Genomic DNA, 16655 nt, shown 5'->3' with positions numbered 1-16655 from the left:
GCCGTCACTCGTCGATCGTGGCGGGGGCCTCCATGAACGGACGCAGCTCGAGCCATTCGCCGATCGGCTCACCACCGGCACCGGGTGCTGCCGAGAGCTGCCCGGCGAGTTCGAGTGCGCGGTCGTAGGACTCGACGTCGATGACCATCCAGCCTGCGATCAAGTCCTTGGTCTCCGCGAACGGACCGTCGGTGACCGGGGGCTTTCCGACCCCGTCCGACCGCACCCACGTTCCCTCGGGGGCCAGGGCCTGCGCGTCGACGAACTCGCCCGTCTTCTCGAGCTCGGCGGCGAAGTCTTGCATGAACTGAATATGGTCGTGCACTTCGGCCGGGGTCCACCGGTCCATCGGAATCCAGCCGGCAGGCTCGGGGGCCCCGCGGTAATGCTTGAGCATGAGGTACTTGGCCATGATGTCTCCTAGCGTCGGATGCAGTCATTCTTTCTGCATTCGCCCCTGGGACGGAGCCGGTCGGCCGATATCTACACACTCGACCGAGAAACTTCACCGCATCGTGCGTCCGACCGAGCCGAGCATCTGGGTTGCCTCGACCACGCGGGCTGCCATGGCCGACTCGGCCGGCTTGCCCCACGATCGGGGGTCGTAGGCCTTCTTGTTGCCGTACTCGCCGTCGATCTTGAGAACCTGGTCGTACTTGCCGATCATGTGGCCCGCGATGGACCTGGTGAACGCGTACTGGGTGTCGGTGTCGATGTTCATCTTGATCACCCCGCTCGCCACTGCCGACGCGATATCGGCGGCACTCGAGCCCGATCCACCGTGGAAGACCAGATCGAACGGCTTGTCCTTTCCGGTTTCGGCACCGATGACCGACTGGATCTCGTCGAGAATCTCGGGACGTAGATGTACCGAGTCCGGGTTGTAGACACCGTGGACGTTGCCGAAGGTCAGCGCCGTCATGTAGCGACCACGCTCGCCTGCACCGAGCGCGGCGATCGTGGCGCGGGCGTCGTCGACGGTGGAGTACAGCTGCTCGTTGATCTCGTGAGACACCCCGTCTTCTTCCCCGCCGATCACTCCCACCTCGATCTCGAGAACGGTGTCGGCCTGGACCGACAGATCGAGCAGTTCCCGTGCGATACGCAGGTTTTCGTCGAGCGGCACAGCGGAGCCGTCCCACATGTGTGATTGGTACAGCGGTGCCAGGCCGCGCGAGCGTCGTTCGATCGCGTCGGCCAGCAGTGGGCGCACCCAATCGTCGAGGTTCTCGGCGGGGCAGTGATCGGTGTGCAGGGCCACCGAGATCGAATAGTGTTGCGCCACTTCGTGGGCGTACTGCGCGAGCGCCTTGGAGCCGGCGAAGCGGTTCTGCACGGCATTGCCGGACAGGTACAGCGCGGTACCGACCGACACCTGGATGATGCCGTCGCTCTCGGCTTCGGCGAATCCCTGCAGCGCCGCGTTGAGCGTCTGTGAGCTGGTGACGTTGATCGACGGGTACGCGAACCCGCCCTCCTTCGCGCGGTCCAACATGGCGACGTACTGTTCCGGACTGGCAATCGGCATGGGCTGTTCTCTCTTTCGGGTGCGGCTGGTCTTCAGCGTGTTGCTGCAGCGCAGCCGCACGAATTGCGGTGGGTGAACGTAGTCGGTACCGAAATGGACCGCGGCGCGTCGTCACGGCCTTCGATTCGACCGATCAACAGGTCGGCGGCGGTTCTGCCGATGGTCTGCACGTCCTGCGCGGCGGCCGTCAGGCGCGGCTCGAACAGATCGGACCACTCGAAATCGTCGTAGCACACGAACGCCAGGTCGTCGGGGATCGACAAACCAAGGCCGCGAACTGCTTTGAGGGAACCGATGGTCATCGAGTTGTTCATCGACACCAGAGCCGAAGGCCGGTCCGAACCCGTCAGCAGTCGACGTACCTCCGTCTCGGCCACTTCGACGTTGGACCTGCCTTCGAGAATCAACCGAGGGTCGACATCGATTCCCCGGTCGGCGAGCGCCCTGGCATAACCTGCGAAACGCTCTGTGGTGGAGGAGATTCCCTCGATTCCGCGGACGATCGCAATTCGGTCGTGTCCGGAGTCGAGCAGATGGGCCGTCAGCTCGTACGCGGATTGCTCGTTCTCCGGGCCCACCTGATCGCACGGGATATCCAGCATACGGTCGATCAGCACGAGAGGTGTTCCGCTGCGCATGATCTCGGGAATCGTCGACTCCTCCGAGCCGGCCGCAGGCGCAAGGATCATGCCGTCGACCTGACGGTCCAGCAGAGAATCGGTGACGCGCCGCTCCGACGTCGGCTCGTCGTGCGAGTCACCGAGAATCAACACGTAGCCGGCCTCCGACAACCGCTGCTCGACGGCATAGACGAGGCTGCCGAAATACGGATTGGTCAGCGCCGCGATCGACAGCCCCACCGTGTGGGTTCGACCGGCCGCAAGAGAACGCGCCACGACGTTGCGCCGGTATCCGATCTCGACGATGGCAGCGTCGACGCGTTGCCGGGTCGCCGGGTTGACCTTACGAGTTCCGTTCAGCACGTGCGAGACCGTCGACACCGACACTCCGGCGATCCGAGCGACGTCGTCCATGGTGGGCATGTCAGTCGTCTCCGTGGGTATCGGACGCCGGCGGTCTCATGTCAATCGCAGGATTCGATCGGCGCGCTGGGCGGTCGACCCGATGAGCTCGGCGTTGCGTTCGTCCGAACCCAATGCCCAGAACTGCGCTTCCTCGGGTGATTTCCCGTACGCCTCGTGCCGCGCGACGAGACGCTCGTGCCGAACGGCCGTGTGCGGAGCCAGGAACCACACCTCGTCGATCATCTCCCGTGCAGCAGGCCATGCGTCGGATTGCATCAGCAGGTAGTTGCCCTCGGTGATCACCAGCGGAACGTCCGACGGGACCGGTACGGCGGACCCGATCGATTCCTCGATCTCTCGCCTGAACTTCGGTGCGTACACCAGCGGATCGCCGGGGCGTTGATCGTGAATCGCGGCGACGAGACGCGCATAGCCGCCGTCGTCGAAGGTATCGTGTGCGCCCTTGCGATCGAGCCGGCCCAGTTCGATCAACACCTCGTTGGCCAGGTGGAATCCGTCCATCGGAACCAGCACCGAAAGCTCGGGGCCCAGTGCATCCACCAACTGCTGTGCCACGGTCGACTTTCCGGCACCCGGTGCACCGGTCAGGCCGAGTATGTGCCGCTCTCCCGGCACGGCGAGCCGCCCGGCCAGCTCCACGAGTTCGTCGAGGGATGCTTCCTGCACCTGTCGGTCATTGCTCACTGTTGTCGCTTTCGAGTACGTGGGTGGGAAGTTCGCGTAGCCACGCTCTGGGGCCGATGACCGAACAGCGCAGCGCCGCAACGCGAGCCGACCGTCGGATACGCTCCTGCACGGAGCCGGACTGCGTCGAGTAGTACGCGTACGCGCCGTGGAAGACGTCGCCGGCTCCCAGTGTATCGACCACGGTGACCGCCTCGACGGCCACGGAGCCGGAGTTGCCCTCGGACCAGAATTCGACGGGCTCTCCGCCGTGGGTGGTGACAACCGTGCGTACGCCCGAGCGCACCAACGTCGCTGCAGTGGCAGCTGTGTCCGACGCTCCGGGCGTGCGAAAGTCCGCTGAGCACACCATGTCCGTGACGAACGGAATCAGCTCGCTCATCACGGGTTTCCAGCGTCCGGCGTCGACGACCGAGGTGGTATCCCGCGCCGCCGCATGTTCCACGGCGGCGCGGGCGATCAGGGGGTGGTGGCCGTCGACGAGTACGACGTCGGCACCGGCGAGCACGGCATCGAGATCGTTCGGCGGCGCGGCGTCGGAGTGCACGGCGTCGGCCGAGACGACCGACCGGTCTCCCGTCGACTCGATCACCGTCACGGCCGAGACGGGTACTGCTCTCACGGTGCCCGCGATCGAGTCGATCACGCGCACAGCGCATTCCGCAAGTTCTGCCTTGATCAAGGCAGCCACCGGATCGTCCCCGAGCGCAGTGACGAGAACGGCCGTACCACCCAGTGCGGCGAACGTGACGGCGGCGTTGGCGGCAGGACCGCCGGCCGCAACGAACTGCGCGTTCGAGGTGATCTTCTGGTTCGACGCCGGCGGCGACGACACTCGATGAATCACATCGAGTGTCGCCAGCCCGACGAAAACGCCGACCGGACGAGACGCATCAGAGGCCGGCGCGTTCCTCATCGGTCGGCTCCTCCGCGCCGGTCATGAGCGCGACGACCTCGGACATGGTGCGCTTCTTCGGATCCACGACGCCTGCGCGTTTGCCGAGGCGGTGGATGTGGATACGATCGGCGACCTCGAACACGTGCGGCATGTCGTGGCTGATGAGTACCACGGGTATCCCGCGGTCGCGAATCGTTCGGATCAGGTCGATCACCATGCCCGATTCCCGCACGCCCAGAGCTGCGGTCGGCTCGTCCATGATGATCACCCCGCGGCCGAATGCCGCTGCTCGAGCCACTGCGACGCCCTGACGCTGCCCACCGGACAACGTCTCGACGGCCTGGTTGACCGACTTGATGCCGATCTTGAGGTCCTGCAGATGCTTCGACGACTCGTCGCGCATTCTCGGCATGTCCAATCGCCGAAAGATGCTGCCGCTGATGCCTTTCCGCTTGATCTCGCGTCCGAGGTAGACATTCGATGCGATGTCGAGCGCAGGAATGACGGCCAGGTCCTGATAGACCGTCTCGATCCCGGCCGCCCGGGCGTCGCGGGTGTTCTTGAACGACACCGGCGAGCCGTTCATCAGGATCTCACCCGAGTCCGGTATGACTGCACCGGCCAAAGCCTTGATGAGACTGGACTTTCCGGCACCGTTGTCGCCGATCACTGCCAGTACCTCACCGGCCCGCAGCTCGAAATCCGCACCGTTGATGGCCGTCACGCTGCCGTAGGTCTTGACCAGACCACGTGCTTCCAGAGCGAGGGGGGCAGTCACTGTGACCTCCTGCGTGCGAATTGATCGACGGCCACCGCGACGATGACGAGAATGCCGGTCGCGACGTTCTGGTACAGACTGTCGACGCCGGCCTGGGTGAGCCCGTTGCGCAGCACCCCGACGATCAGAGTTCCGATGAGAGTCCCGATGACGGTGCCGCGGCCACCGAACAGGCTGGTGCCACCGATGACGACCGCGGTGATCGTTTCGAGGTTGGCGTTCTGATAGGCGTTCGGGTCGGCATTGGGGATTCGTCCGAGCGCTGCCCATGCCGCGATCGCGGCGATGACACCGGTGACGATGTAGACCGAGAACAGCACGCGACCGGACTTGATGCCGGAGCGGTCCGAGGCCTGCGGGCTACCACCTACCGCGTATATGTGCCTGCCCCAGGATGTTTGGGACAATGCGTACCACATCACGGCGTACACGAGCAGCATCACCACCACGCCGTAGGTGGTGGAAAAACTGCCGATTTTGAACGAGGTACCCAGCAGCGTCAGCGGTCCGCTCGGAACCTGGTAGGTCTCGGAGCCGGCCAGCAACCTGGTGGCTGCCTGGATCGCGGTGAACGTGCCGAGTGTGACGATGAACGGTGGCAGTCGCAGCATCGTCACCAACCCGCCGTTGATCGCGCCGAATGCGACACAGACGGCAAGCGTCGAACCCAACGCCACGACCGGTCCGTTCGCGCCGGCCGACTGCGCCATCACGATGGTGCCCATCACGGCCACCGCGCCGATCGACAGATCGATACCGGAGGTGAGGATGATGAGCGTCTGGCCGACGGCCAGAATCCCGACCACCACGGACTGCTGCAGAATCAGAGAAACGTTCTGCGGGTTGAGAAACGAGCTCGAAATCGAGCTGAACACGATGATGGCGATGACGAGCGCGGCCATGGGCCCGAGCAGCGGTTCACGCAGGATGGTTCCCACGTTGAACCGGCTCGGAGCCTTGGGAGGCGCGGCGGTATCGGTGCTCACGAATCAGTTCCTGGTCCTCGACGGATTTCTGCGATCAGCCCCAGCAATTCGCTTCGCCCCATGCGGTGTCCTGGGAATCGATTCCGGCAACGGGCTTGTCGGTGACGAGCTGCGAGCCGGTGTCGTTGAAACCACTGGGCTTGGTGCCGTCCTTGGCGAACTTGACCACTGCGTCGACGCCCTGCTCGGCCATCTTCGCCGGGAACTGCAGCACCGTCGCACCGATGATGCCGGACTTGACGTTCGCGATACCGGTGCAGCTACCGTCGATCGAGCCGATGGTGATCTGATCGGCGCGGCCTGCGGACTGAATCGCCTGGTAGGCACCCGCGGCGGCGGGCTCGTTGATCGTGTAGAGCGCATTGACGCCCGGAGCGCGCTGCAGCAGGTTCTCCATGGCCGTCTGCGCCTTGGTCTGGTCGCCGTTGGTGTTCTCCTGGCCGACGATCTCGGGAGAGCTGTCGGTCAGGCCCATTCCTTCGAGGAAGCCGTCGTGACGGAACGTGTCGACGGTGCCGCCCGCGGTGCCGTCGAGCATGATGACCTGGGGCGCAGTGGTTCCCAACGTGCCCTTGACCCATTCGCCCTGGCTGACGCCTGCCGCCTTGTTGTCGGTCGCGAACGTCGCGTCCACCGCGTCCTCGGGGTCGGTGGCCGTGTCGAGGGCGATGACGACGACGCCTGCGTCGCGTGCCTTCTTGATCGCGTCGAGGACTCCGGTGGAGGAGTTCGGGGTGATCAGAATGCCTTTGACACCCTGGCCGACCAGGTTCTCGATCGCCGCGACCTGACCCTCGTTGTCACCGTCGAATGCACCTGCGAGAGCGACCAATTCGGCTCCACTGGAGTCCGCCTTGGCCTGAGCTGCCTCGCGGAGCTTCACGAAGTACGGATTGGAATCCGTCTTGGTGATGAGGCCGACCTTGACGCTGTCCGAATCCGAACCACTGCATGCAGTCAGTCCGATTACGAGGGAACCGGCCATCAACGCGGTTCCGATCGTCAGCGTGGTCTTCCGACGGTGATTGAACATCTGGACTCCCTTGTCCTCGCTCCGCAGGTCGCGTCGCTCGATTGCAGGAGCGTACGACCAATACAAGCGCTTGCGCATGCGCTTTCGCGAAATAGTTCCGAAAACTTTTCCGACCGGCCGGCGTCAGCTCGTCATCACGCCGCTCAGCCCCAGTTCCCGCAAACGCGCGCGCGTTTGTCATCCGCGCGCGAAATAGTGCCCGATCGCCCAGCTATTCCGCGCGCATCCAACGAATGCGCGCGCGTTTGCGGAGCCGACAGTCCCCGCTCCGGCCCCGCCGCCCCGGTCCTGCGCCGCCCCAGTTCCCGCAAACGCGCGCGCGTTTGCCATCCGCGCGCGAAATAGTGCCCGATCGCCCCGCTATTCCGCGCGCATCCAACGAATGCGCGCGCATTTGCGGAGCCGATCAGTCCCCGCCCCGGTCTCCGCCGCCCCGGTCCTCGCGAACGCGCGCGCGTTTGCGGAGCTGATCAGTCGCCTCGCGTGCTCGACGAGTCCTCGTCCACCGCCGAATTCGGCTCGTCGTACGTGACGGTGATGTCTTGGAATCCTTTGTTACGCTGCGCTTCTGCCTGGCCGGTGTAGGAGTTCTTGTCCCCCTCGGTGAGTTCGACGTTGTCGGTGAACGGCGTCAGCAGAGCCCGGGGATGCAGGTGGTCTACGCGCACGGCGTTGATCTCGATACACAGCACGATCAGCACCGACGCGACGTACAGGAACCCCAGCAGACCGAGGACGATGGCGAAGATGCCGTTGCTTGCACTCGCGTTGCCCACGACGTAGCGGATGTAGATGCCGCCGAACGACTGCAGCGCCTGCCAGACGACCGCCGCGATCGCCGCACCGGGGAGTACGTCGCGCACGCTCAGGTCCCGCGCGGTGCCGATTCGGAAGGCCGCGGTGAAGACGGCGGCGTTGACCACCACCGCTCCGACGAGTGCGAGCGCACCACCGGCAAACCCGAACACGCCCGAGGATGCGACGCCGTTCAGCACCGTCAGTCCGATGATCGCCGTGCCGACAGTGCTGAGCAGCAACAATCCGCGCAGCCGACCCTTGATGGGGTCCGGTTGCTCGTTGCGCGGCACCGACCACGCGGTGTTCATCGCGTACTGCACGGCCAGCGACACTCCGAGTCCGCCGTACAGCGACCCGACGACGCCGATGACGATGGCCGTCGTCCCACCACTGAGGCGATCCGGTTGACCGAGCTGGTCACCGATGACCGGGATCTGACTCATCGCCGAGTCGATGATGCGGGTCTGCAGCTCCGGGTCTCCGGCCAGCACGATTCCCAGCAGCGTGGTGAACAGCAGCAGAAGGGGAAACAGCGACAGAAACGAGTAGTAGGCGATCAATGCCGCGAGGTAGCCGCCCCGGTCGTCCATGAATTTGTAGAGCACCGCCAGCGGGAAACCTGCCGAGGGGTGCCTGCGCTGGAAGTTGTCCACCTTCGCGACCATCATCGGTCGAATGTAGCCAGCGACGAGCCTGCGGAAACGTCGACGCTCCGGCTTTCGGTGTGACCCAGCTCTCACGATCTGGACGTGCGCTTCGTCGGTCGAGCTCCGACCAACCCTTCGAGAACAACCCGAACCGAGAAAGGAACTCGCCATGAGCTTCATCGACAAGGCCAAGAACGCAGCAGAGGACGCCATCGGCAAGGCGAAGGAAGTTGTCGGCGACGCAACCAACAACAAGGACCTCGAGGCCGAGGGCCAGAAGGATCAGGGTTCGGCCGGCGTCAAGAAGGTCGGCGAGAACATCAAGGACACCTTCAAGTAACCAGCAGCCCCGGAAGGGTCGTCGATCGAATGATCGGCGGCCCTTCGTGCATCCCGCGATGATGCGCCGCGATACTCACCGGACCACCGCATCGCGAACCGTATAAAATCCATTGATCCGGCCTCGAGGTCGGGACAGGGCGTCCAGAAGCAGGCGCACGATCGAGGATCTCGCCGACGCGACGACGTCGACGGTCCACCGCGCGAGAGGATCGTGTGAATGACTGATTCACCGGCCGAGCAAGACACGTCTCGAACGTCCGAAGCACTGTCGCTCGCGCAGTTCGCTCGATCGCTGCGCGACACTCATCGGTCGATGCCGCAGACGTTGAGTGAGATTCTCCGAATGGCGATTCGGCTCATTCCGGGCGCAACCACCGGATGCATCACCACGGTGAACAAGGGTGAGCGCACAGTCGTCGCATCGACGGACCCGATCGCCGAGAAGCTGTGTCGGTTGCAGTACGAACTCGACGAAGGTCCGATTCCTACCGAGGTCCGACACCTCGACGTCGTCGTGTCCTACGATCTGGCAACCGAACCGCGATGGCCGCAGTTCGCTGCGATGGCCATCGAGGCCGGTTTCAAGTCGCTCTCGGCCTTTCAGCTCTACAGCAACGCCGATGACCTCGGGGCCCTGGTGTTGTACAGCGACGTCACCGGAGCGTTCGACGCCGATGCGGTAGCGATCGGCGAGGCCTTGTCTGCGCATGCTGCCATCGCAATGCTCAGTGCCCGCGACACCGAGCAATTCCGGACCGGTCTGGCCAGCCGGGACATCATCGGCCAGGCAAAAGGCATGATCATGGAACGCTACGACCTCGACGCAGTACAGGCATTCGACCTACTGGCGAAACTGTCGCAGCAACAGAATCTGCCGCTGCACACCGTTGCCCGCAACCTGGTCGACGCCGACCACCCGACGAACTCGACGTTCTGACCCTTCCGCGGTCACAGCCCTGGCTCCGGCTGGCAGTGCGGACACCACCATGTTCGACGTCGATCGGGGTCGTTCGGCACGTCGGCCTCGACACGAATGACGGTCGCGCACCGCAGACACGGTTTACCGGCCCGACCGGCAACCCAGTGGGTCCGGCCGCGACGAGTGTCGCCGGTGGTGACCTGCATGGCCCCGGGGGTGCTCGCCGAATGCCGCATCGCCCGCTCGAGCAGAGTCACCATTTTCTCCGCGTCGACGCCTGCCGACGGAGCCCAGGGCCACAGTCCACGCAGAAAACACAGCTCGTTCGCCCATAGATTCCCGGGTCCCGCGATGACCCGCTGGTCCAGGAGGGTAGAGACGATCGGCCGAGACCCCTGCGCGAGGATGTTCGATGCCGCACGATCGGTGTCGAACTCGGCGTGTAATGGGTCCGGTCCCAGATGCGCGACCAGCGCATTCATCGAGGCCTTGTACCCGTAGTCGACGACCGGCAACAGGATTCCGTACGCGGTCGGCCCGTCCACCGCGGCCAGCCGCACGCGGACGTCGGGCTGCACCCGCCGCGGTATCGAGCGGCCGGCTCGCACCACCGTCCACGATCCCGTCATGCGGAGGTGGGTGTGCAGCGTGGTGTCGTCGTCGAAATCGGTGAACAGATGCTTACCGTGCGTCCGGTGCGCGACGACGGTTCGCCCGGCGAGATTCTCGACGGCGTGTGCGGGCACGTTCAGTCGCCCCGCCCGTAGGGTGACGCCGTCCAGCACTCGCCGCAATCGTGCGGCGAGCGCATGGACGGTGTCGCCTTCGGGCATGGTCTCCGAGTATCCCGAGGGCGGCAGAAACAATCGGACCGACCGGCGAGAGCGCGTCGTCCTCCTCGCGTCAGTGCGCGGGCCGCCTGACGTATCCGACCATGAAGTCGACCGCCAGGAAGGCGACCAGGCTCAGCCCCAACAAGGGCAGGAACCAGCCGACGGCCACGGCAGCCGTGGCGAGGAGCACCGCAGAGATCGGCGAGATGCGGCGCAGTCCCCCACGCAGAGGCGGCCGGCCTGCGGTGAGTCCAGCGCTCTTCGTGGGTCGACGCTTCCACCACATCATGTAGCCGCGCACGATGACCGATGCCAAGGCGAGCGAAAGCCCAACCAGGGCAATCTGATTGGCCACGCCGAACAGGGTCCCCATGTGCAACTGAATTCCCCAGGCCGCCAGCTTGGCTGCCACCGGCCAATCGGCGAAGTATTGGGTGTCGATCACCGCGCCGGTGCTGCCGTCGATCGAGATCGAGTTGTTCGACATCACCCAGGGCTGACGGGTTTCGGCGACGACGAACGCCACGTCGTCCGACGCCGGGATCGACGCCTCCACCGCTCCGTCGATGCCGTTCGCTGCGGCAGTATCGATCACCGAATCGATGCGGCCGATATTGCTGTCTGTCGCCGACGCATCGGCCGACATGTCCATCGAATGCCCACCGTGGCCGGAGTGATCCCCCGAGTGATCCCCCATGGTCGCCGCGTCGGAAGAACCGATGGTCGTGGCGACGGCAGGGGTCGTCCAGCTCAATGCCGCACGGAGGTCGGTGACGTTGGCGCCCGCGTAGGTGGACCACGTGAGTCCGGTGGCGGAGAGGAAGATCAGACCTACGGCGATCCAGATACCGGCTACGCCATGCCAGTTCAAGGACCGGTTGCGGCCCTTCGATTCACGATCGAAGGTGAGCAGTGTCGCCCGGTCTCGGTTGCGTCGGTAGCGATCGATCCACAGGTACAGGCCGCCGAGCGCGATCACCCACAACCAGGATGCGGCCAGTTCGCTGTAGATCCGGCCCGGTTCACCGAGGTGCAGGTGTCGGTGCAGTTCCGAGATCCACGTTCTGACCGGCAAGGCGCTCGAGGAGCCGTAGACGGCAAGTTCACCCACCGGTGACGCCGTGGCGGGATCGACGAAGACGGCCAGTCGTCGCGATTCGCCGAGGGTCGGGTCGGTGAACAGCACTCGGGTGGTGTCACCGATGTCGGCAGCGGGTCGCACGGCCGACACGGTCAGATCCGGCCTCTCGGCCTGAGCGGCTCGGATCTGTTGGGCGACCGGGACAGCCGGTCCGGTGGAGTCGACGTGCAGATAGTCGCGGTAGACGAGTTGTTCGATGGTCGGTGCGACGGCGTAGAGGCCGCCGCTGACAGTGGCGATCAGGATGAACGGTGCGATGAGTATGCCCGCGTAGAAGTGCAGACGAAGAATCAGCGGACGCCAGCTGCGCGGGCCGGACGGACGGGTGGGCGGGGAAGGATCGGCGACGCGTTCCTTTTCCGGTGTGGACATGAGAGCTCGTTTCGTGAAAGCAGGGGTGGGCGCGCGCCGTGGGCACGGGTCGACTCGATGTCGAGCGAATCGTGCTGTGCGCGTGAAAAAAATTGCCGCAGCTCTGCTCGCCCCCGCTGTGCAGGAGCGGTAGGTGGGAGGCTGCGGTCAGTACGACGCGGCAGGCGGTCCGCGGTTCCCGGAGCCCGAGAGATCGAGGAGCCGGTGGACGCCGGGTGTGCGATACAGCGGAAGCGGGGCGGCACTCGGCGAGCCGTCGACGACGAGAATTGCCAGTATCGGGAGTATTCGACGAACAACGGTGGCTGCGTGCGAGATCCCGCGCTCGGCCCCGTGCACGATCACCGCGCCGACGACGATGGCGATCGCGTGGGCCGCAAGCATCTGCTGTGTCAGCACCGAACCGTGGTGATCGCCGTCGACGATCGTCAGCAGCACGTGTCCGATCGTCTGCGCAGCGGCCAGCGTCGCCATCAGCTGCAGGCGAGGCGCGATGACGATCGGCACGGCGGCGGCAGCGTAACCGAGTCCCGCGCACACCAGAGCCAACAGGACGATCGCGGCGTCGGAGGGAAACATACCGCCGCCGACCGCGTGCGCGGTGGCGGTGATCGTCGCCGTCAGAGCGCCGACGGCAGACCCGCGCAGGGCTGCGGATCCGTCCGGGGTCGCGGGCACGAACAGCAGACTACTACCCGTTTCGGCAGAGGCAGTGGCGTCTCGCTTCTGTCGCATGGTTTGTACGCGAAAACCGATCCAGCGGTCTTTTTCAGGTCCGTTATGGTGATCGCGGGTATCACGCCACGTTCAGAGAGGATTGCCGTGCCGGACAGTTCGGATGTGGCTCAGGCCCGCGTGTTCGCTCTCATGCTCGCGGCCGAAATTGCGTCGACATCGAGCCGAATCGAAGTCTCCGAGAATTACGCCCACAAGGCCTTCCGGGTGGGCGACCCCCGCAGCGCGAAGTGGCACACCGACGAGGCCCGCGCTCAGAAGCAGGCGCTGTACGAATTGCACCGCCAACTGGACGCACTGCACAGCCGCTTCCAGATCTCGAAGGGTGAACCCGAACCCGTGTGCTGACGTCGGCTCGGTGTGTGAGGGCGCCTGGTCCGGGGTACCGCGACAAGATGGTTTTCGACAAGACAGACAACGGCTCGGGGGCCAAAAGCGAAGGACAAGGAACGATCACGATCGGGTTGGTGGCCGACGAGGGATTCGCGTCGACGATAGCGGCCGCCATCGAACAGGAACTTCCGCCCACCATCACGATCGACGGAACCGATGCCCGACTGGACACGGCCCGGCCCGCAGTCACGCTGCCTCCCACCGAGGCAGGTTCTGCGCCGTTGGGTCAGTGGCTGGAGGCCATTCAAGCCACCAACACATTCGACTTGGTGCTCTGCATCTCCGAGGTTCCGCGACGCGTCGGGGCCAGCCCCGTCGTCGCCGAATTGCGTGACGGTTCGACCGGTGCGTTGTACGTACCCTCGTTCGGCACCATAGGAGTACGGCGTCGCGCTGTGGCGGTGGCCATCGCGATCGTGCACGATCTCCTCCGCAGCGATACCGCTTCGCGGCCACACCTGCGACGGTCGATGTCCAAGTGGGCTCCGGGCCCCGACCCCGACGGTGGCGGCGAGCGAATCCTGCTCACTCCCGGCATGTTCGGCCGAACACGCATGATCATGGGCATGATTCGCTGCAATCGGCCGTGGCGTCTCGTCCCCGCACTGTCGAGCGTGCTCGCGGCCGCGAGCGCCGCGTCGGCGTTCGGTGTGTTCTACGCGAGCATCTGGCAGATGGCGGCCTCGATGACACCTGCCCGGCTCACACTGATCGGCGTCGCCGCCATCGTGGCTATCACGGTGTGGCTGATCTTTCCGCACGGCCTCTGGGAGCACCGACGGTTCCGCTCCTCGACCACCGATCGCTGGATATACAACTCTGCCACTCTCGGCACCGTCGTGGCCGGCGTGCTGTGTATGTATGCCGTTCTGTTCGCGGTCGTGTTGCTCTCTGCTGCCGTGGTGATCTCGCCCGAGTTTCTCACCGCTCAGATCGGGCGAGAAGCAAACACGGCGGACTACCTGTCACTGGCCTGGTTGGCGGCGTCGTTGGGCACGGTCGCCGGAGCAGTGGGCTCGTCGGTGTCCGATCGCAGCGACATCCTCAACGCTACGTACGGCCACCGAGAGATGCTCCGGCGCCAGCACAGTGCAGAACGGTCCCGCACCGACGACGCCGGTGCGGCTCAGCCCGAAGCTCGGTCCCAGGCCCGATGACCCAGGGCCGCGACGGCGGCGGTCAGCGCGGCACCGAGCAACACCGGTATCGCGATATCCACCCGAAGTAGCAGCGCACCGATGACGGCACCGACGAACAGCACGAGGATCGCCCAGAGCCGCCGGTTGAACAGCCGACCGGGGCCCTGGCCGACGAACGACTCGCCGGCGAGCGAGGTGATGGTCGACGTGACGACGACGGTCGTCATGTCCTTGACCGCGAGGAAGCGCGCGGCGAGCGCCTGAGCCCCCATGTCGACTGCGATGACACTGGCGATCGCGATACCGAGCGGCGAGTTGCCTTGCACGTCGACCACCAGCAGCGTGACGCCTGCTGCGAGAAGTGCCAGCGTTCCCACTGCGAAGATCGCGGTGACCCGAATGTTCCATCCCGGCGCAGCCGAGCGAAGCGTCACCCCGGCCAGCGCGGCACCGAGCACGAAGGCGAACAGCGCTACCAGCGGGCCGACGATCGGCAGTCCGTCCTCACCTGCCACCCCCATACCGAGGATGACGATGTTGCCGGTCATGTTTCCGGTGAAGATGCGGTCGAGCCCGAGGTAGCCGACGGCGTCGAGCATGCCGGTCACCATCGTCAGCACCATCATCGACCACAATCGGAGATGACCGTTCACGGCCTCGCCGACACGGTGCCTCATGGTCGTCGGTGCCGGCCCGTCTCCGGCCACCGTCGTTTCGTCGAGACTCATGCGGTCACCCACACGCCGCCGTCACTACGTGGGTCCGCGCCGGCACCGAGCGTTCCGTCGGCTGAAACCCTGGCCACCATGGAATGACCTGCGTTACTGTCCAATTCGGTGCCATGCTTGACGGTGAACACCGTCTGCGAGATCTGTTCGACGGCGAAGTCCTCCAATGTCGGCTCGACCAGTACCGAACCGTTGGGTGTGCCGGCTTCCAATCCGCCGACGATGAATCGGGGCGCGGAGACGATCTGCTGCGGATCGAATCCACGCAGCGCCCGCAGGATCAACTGGGTGTGAATCTGCGACTGCGCTTTGCCTCCCATGGTCGAGTGGGCGGACACCGCTCCGTCCGCCCAGTCCACGATCACCGGAACGAGCGTGTGCGCGGGCCGCTTTCCGGACTCGACGCGATTGGGCGACGCGGCATCGAGCGTGAAGAACGCAGCTCGGTTGTGCAGCACAAGTCCGGTGTCGGGCTCGAGGATCTGCGCTCCGAACGAGTGAAAGACGGACTGAATCAACGACACTGCTGTGCCGTCCTTCGCTACGACGGCGATTCCGACGGTGTCACCGCCCGGACGCGGAGACGCGGTCGAGGTCTGGCGTTCGGCTCCTGCCACCCGGGCTGCCGCCGCGTCGTGAATTGCCGCGAAGCCGGCCGGGGTCAGCTGATCGTGGATATCCACAGTGGCACAGCGTGGGTCGGCGAGGTAGGTATCACGATGCTCGTCGGAGTCGTAGAAGATCTCGGCCAATACCCCGGCGTCGACATCCCCCGCAGACGCACTCCCGGACAAGGCGGCACCGAGAGATCGAATCAGCGTGTAGCCCTGCGAGTTCGGTGGTGCCGTGGCCACCGAGAATCCGTCGAATTCGCGCACCAGAGGTTCTTCGACGCTCGGACGATGACGTTCGAGATCCTCTCTCGATACCGGCACGTCGAGTTTCTTCAGTCCGGCGGCGAATCGGTCGGCGGTGTGACCGCGATAGAACGAATCGAGGCCATCGGTCGCCAGGTCCGTCAGGGTTCGGGCCAACTCGGGCTGCACGACGAGGTGCCCGACGGGGATCGGCTGACCATCGACGAAGAACTTCGCGCGCAAGCCTGGATCGGTGATCAGTGCGTCACGGTCGAGCTCGATCATCTCGACGAGTCCGGGGCTGGCCGGAAACCCCTCTGTGGCAAGCGAAATTGCCGGTGCCAGTACGTTGCGTAACGGCAGCGAGCCACCGGCGTCGAGCAGAGCCGCCCACCCGGACACTGCACCCGGAACGGACACCGTCAGCGGACCGTTGATCGGCATCGTCTGGATCGTCTCGAACAGCTGGTCCACGGATGCGGCCGAACCGTATGCTCCCGATGCGTTGATACAGGTGGTGCTGCCGTCGCTCGTTCGCAGCAACGCGATGACGTCACCGCCCACACTGCACATGTGCGGGTAGACCACGGTGAGGGCCGCAGCCGCAGCGACCGCTGCATCGACGGCGTTGCCACCGGCTTCGACGATCGTGCGGGCAGCGTCGACGGCCGCGGTGTGCGGCGCGGCGATTGCCACGCCGGGTGCCGGTTGCGACTGTTCGGGCATGAATATCTCCTCGAGTGCGGCCGATCCGACAGCAGGATCGGTCGGGGCATGTTCTGGGTTCGTCCGAAAGTG

At 65.1% G+C, this 16655-nt stretch carries 18 protein-coding genes; 4 read left to right on the top strand and 14 right to left on the bottom strand.

Annotated features, from left to right (window positions below):
* Positions 1–4: 4 nt before the first annotated feature.
* The 9 genes from CH278_RS07435 to CH278_RS07395 form a co-directional block, all read right to left on the bottom strand.
* Complete coding sequence (locus CH278_RS07435; RefSeq protein WP_094621559.1) at positions 5–412, bottom strand: YciI family protein; 408 nt, start codon at positions 410–412, stop codon at positions 5–7.
* Between the two features lie 93 nt (positions 413–505).
* Positions 506–1528, bottom strand: coding sequence for a class II fructose-bisphosphate aldolase (gene fbaA / locus CH278_RS07430; RefSeq protein ID WP_094621717.1), 1023 nt, complete (start codon positions 1526–1528; stop codon positions 506–508).
* Positions 1529–1560: 32 nt separating this feature from the next.
* Entirely contained in the window at positions 1561–2571 is a 1011-nt protein-coding gene (locus CH278_RS07425; protein WP_032374853.1) for a LacI family DNA-binding transcriptional regulator, read from the bottom strand.
* A 36-nt stretch (positions 2572–2607) separates the two neighbouring features.
* The gene (locus CH278_RS07420; RefSeq protein ID WP_032366808.1) at positions 2608–3258 is read right to left on the bottom strand and encodes a nucleoside/nucleotide kinase family protein; all 651 of its coding nucleotides are present in this window, start codon (positions 3256–3258) and stop codon (positions 2608–2610) included.
* On the bottom strand, positions 3248–4174 hold the full coding sequence (locus CH278_RS07415; RefSeq protein ID WP_094621558.1) for a PfkB family carbohydrate kinase: 927 nt from the start codon (positions 4172–4174) through the stop codon (positions 3248–3250). The genes CH278_RS07420 and CH278_RS07415 overlap by 11 nt, the downstream gene beginning before the upstream one ends.
* Complete coding sequence (locus CH278_RS07410) at positions 4152–4934, bottom strand: ATP-binding cassette domain-containing protein (RefSeq protein ID WP_027495729.1); 783 nt, start codon at positions 4932–4934, stop codon at positions 4152–4154. The genes CH278_RS07415 and CH278_RS07410 overlap by 23 nt, the downstream gene beginning before the upstream one ends.
* Positions 4931–5920, bottom strand: coding sequence for an ABC transporter permease (locus CH278_RS07405; protein WP_048320574.1), 990 nt, complete (start codon positions 5918–5920; stop codon positions 4931–4933). The genes CH278_RS07410 and CH278_RS07405 overlap by 4 nt, the downstream gene beginning before the upstream one ends.
* 34 nt (positions 5921–5954) lie before the next feature.
* A complete protein-coding gene (locus CH278_RS07400; RefSeq protein ID WP_094621715.1) occupies positions 5955–6953 on the bottom strand; it encodes a substrate-binding domain-containing protein in 999 nt (332 codons plus the stop codon).
* Positions 6954–7423: 470 nt separating this feature from the next.
* A complete protein-coding gene (locus tag CH278_RS07395; RefSeq protein WP_094621714.1) occupies positions 7424–8416 on the bottom strand; it encodes a YihY/virulence factor BrkB family protein in 993 nt (330 codons plus the stop codon).
* Between the two features lie 151 nt (positions 8417–8567).
* On the opposite strand from CH278_RS07395, the gene CH278_RS07390 reads away from it, so the two are divergent.
* Positions 8568–8738, top strand: coding sequence for a CsbD family protein (locus CH278_RS07390; RefSeq protein ID WP_094621557.1), 171 nt, complete (start codon positions 8568–8570; stop codon positions 8736–8738).
* A gap of 219 nt (positions 8739–8957) precedes the next feature.
* The gene (locus CH278_RS07385; protein ID WP_032366809.1) at positions 8958–9677 is read left to right on the top strand and encodes a GAF and ANTAR domain-containing protein; all 720 of its coding nucleotides are present in this window, start codon (positions 8958–8960) and stop codon (positions 9675–9677) included.
* An 11-nt stretch (positions 9678–9688) separates the two neighbouring features.
* Here the strand turns inward: CH278_RS07385 and CH278_RS07380 are convergent, their stop codons facing one another.
* The 3 genes from CH278_RS07380 to CH278_RS07370 all read right to left on the bottom strand — a co-directional run bounded on the left by CH278_RS07380 (position 9689) and on the right by CH278_RS07370 (position 12683).
* On the bottom strand, positions 9689–10492 hold the full coding sequence (locus CH278_RS07380) for a DNA-formamidopyrimidine glycosylase family protein (protein WP_094621556.1): 804 nt from the start codon (positions 10490–10492) through the stop codon (positions 9689–9691).
* 70 nt (positions 10493–10562) lie between these two features.
* Positions 10563–12005 (bottom strand): PepSY-associated TM helix domain-containing protein, encoded by a 1443-nt coding sequence (locus CH278_RS07375; RefSeq protein ID WP_094621555.1) that lies wholly within the window; start codon positions 12003–12005, stop codon positions 10563–10565.
* A gap of 147 nt (positions 12006–12152) precedes the next feature.
* Positions 12153–12683 (bottom strand): hypothetical protein, encoded by a 531-nt coding sequence (locus CH278_RS07370; protein ID WP_143536227.1) that lies wholly within the window; start codon positions 12681–12683, stop codon positions 12153–12155.
* Between the two features lie 144 nt (positions 12684–12827).
* Here CH278_RS07370 and CH278_RS07365 point away from each other — a divergent pair, with 144 nt between their 5' ends.
* Positions 12828–13088 (top strand): hypothetical protein, encoded by a 261-nt coding sequence (locus tag CH278_RS07365; RefSeq protein ID WP_143536226.1) that lies wholly within the window; start codon positions 12828–12830, stop codon positions 13086–13088.
* A 47-nt stretch (positions 13089–13135) separates the two neighbouring features.
* Positions 13136–14290, top strand: coding sequence for a hypothetical protein (locus tag CH278_RS07360; RefSeq protein WP_179274479.1), 1155 nt, complete (start codon positions 13136–13138; stop codon positions 14288–14290).
* Here the strand turns inward: CH278_RS07360 and CH278_RS07355 are convergent.
* Together CH278_RS07355 and CH278_RS07350 are read right to left on the bottom strand one after the other, a co-directional pair.
* On the bottom strand, positions 14260–15000 hold the full coding sequence (locus CH278_RS07355) for a YoaK family protein (RefSeq protein WP_256983972.1): 741 nt from the start codon (positions 14998–15000) through the stop codon (positions 14260–14262). The two genes, CH278_RS07360 and CH278_RS07355, sit on opposite strands and share 31 nt — an antisense overlap.
* Positions 14997–16583, bottom strand: coding sequence for a gamma-glutamyltransferase family protein (locus CH278_RS07350; protein ID WP_094621552.1), 1587 nt, complete (start codon positions 16581–16583; stop codon positions 14997–14999). Before CH278_RS07350 ends, CH278_RS07355 begins: the two co-directional genes overlap by 4 nt.
* Positions 16584–16655 lie beyond the last annotated feature (72 nt).

Origin of the sequence: Rhodococcus sp. 05-2254-5, assembly GCF_002258575.1 — a bacterium.
GTDB classification, from domain to species: domain Bacteria; phylum Actinomycetota; class Actinomycetes; order Mycobacteriales; family Mycobacteriaceae; genus Rhodococcoides; species Rhodococcoides fascians.
The sequence above is the reverse complement of the archived record's forward strand: the minus strand, read 5'-3'. Positions and strand labels throughout refer to the sequence as shown.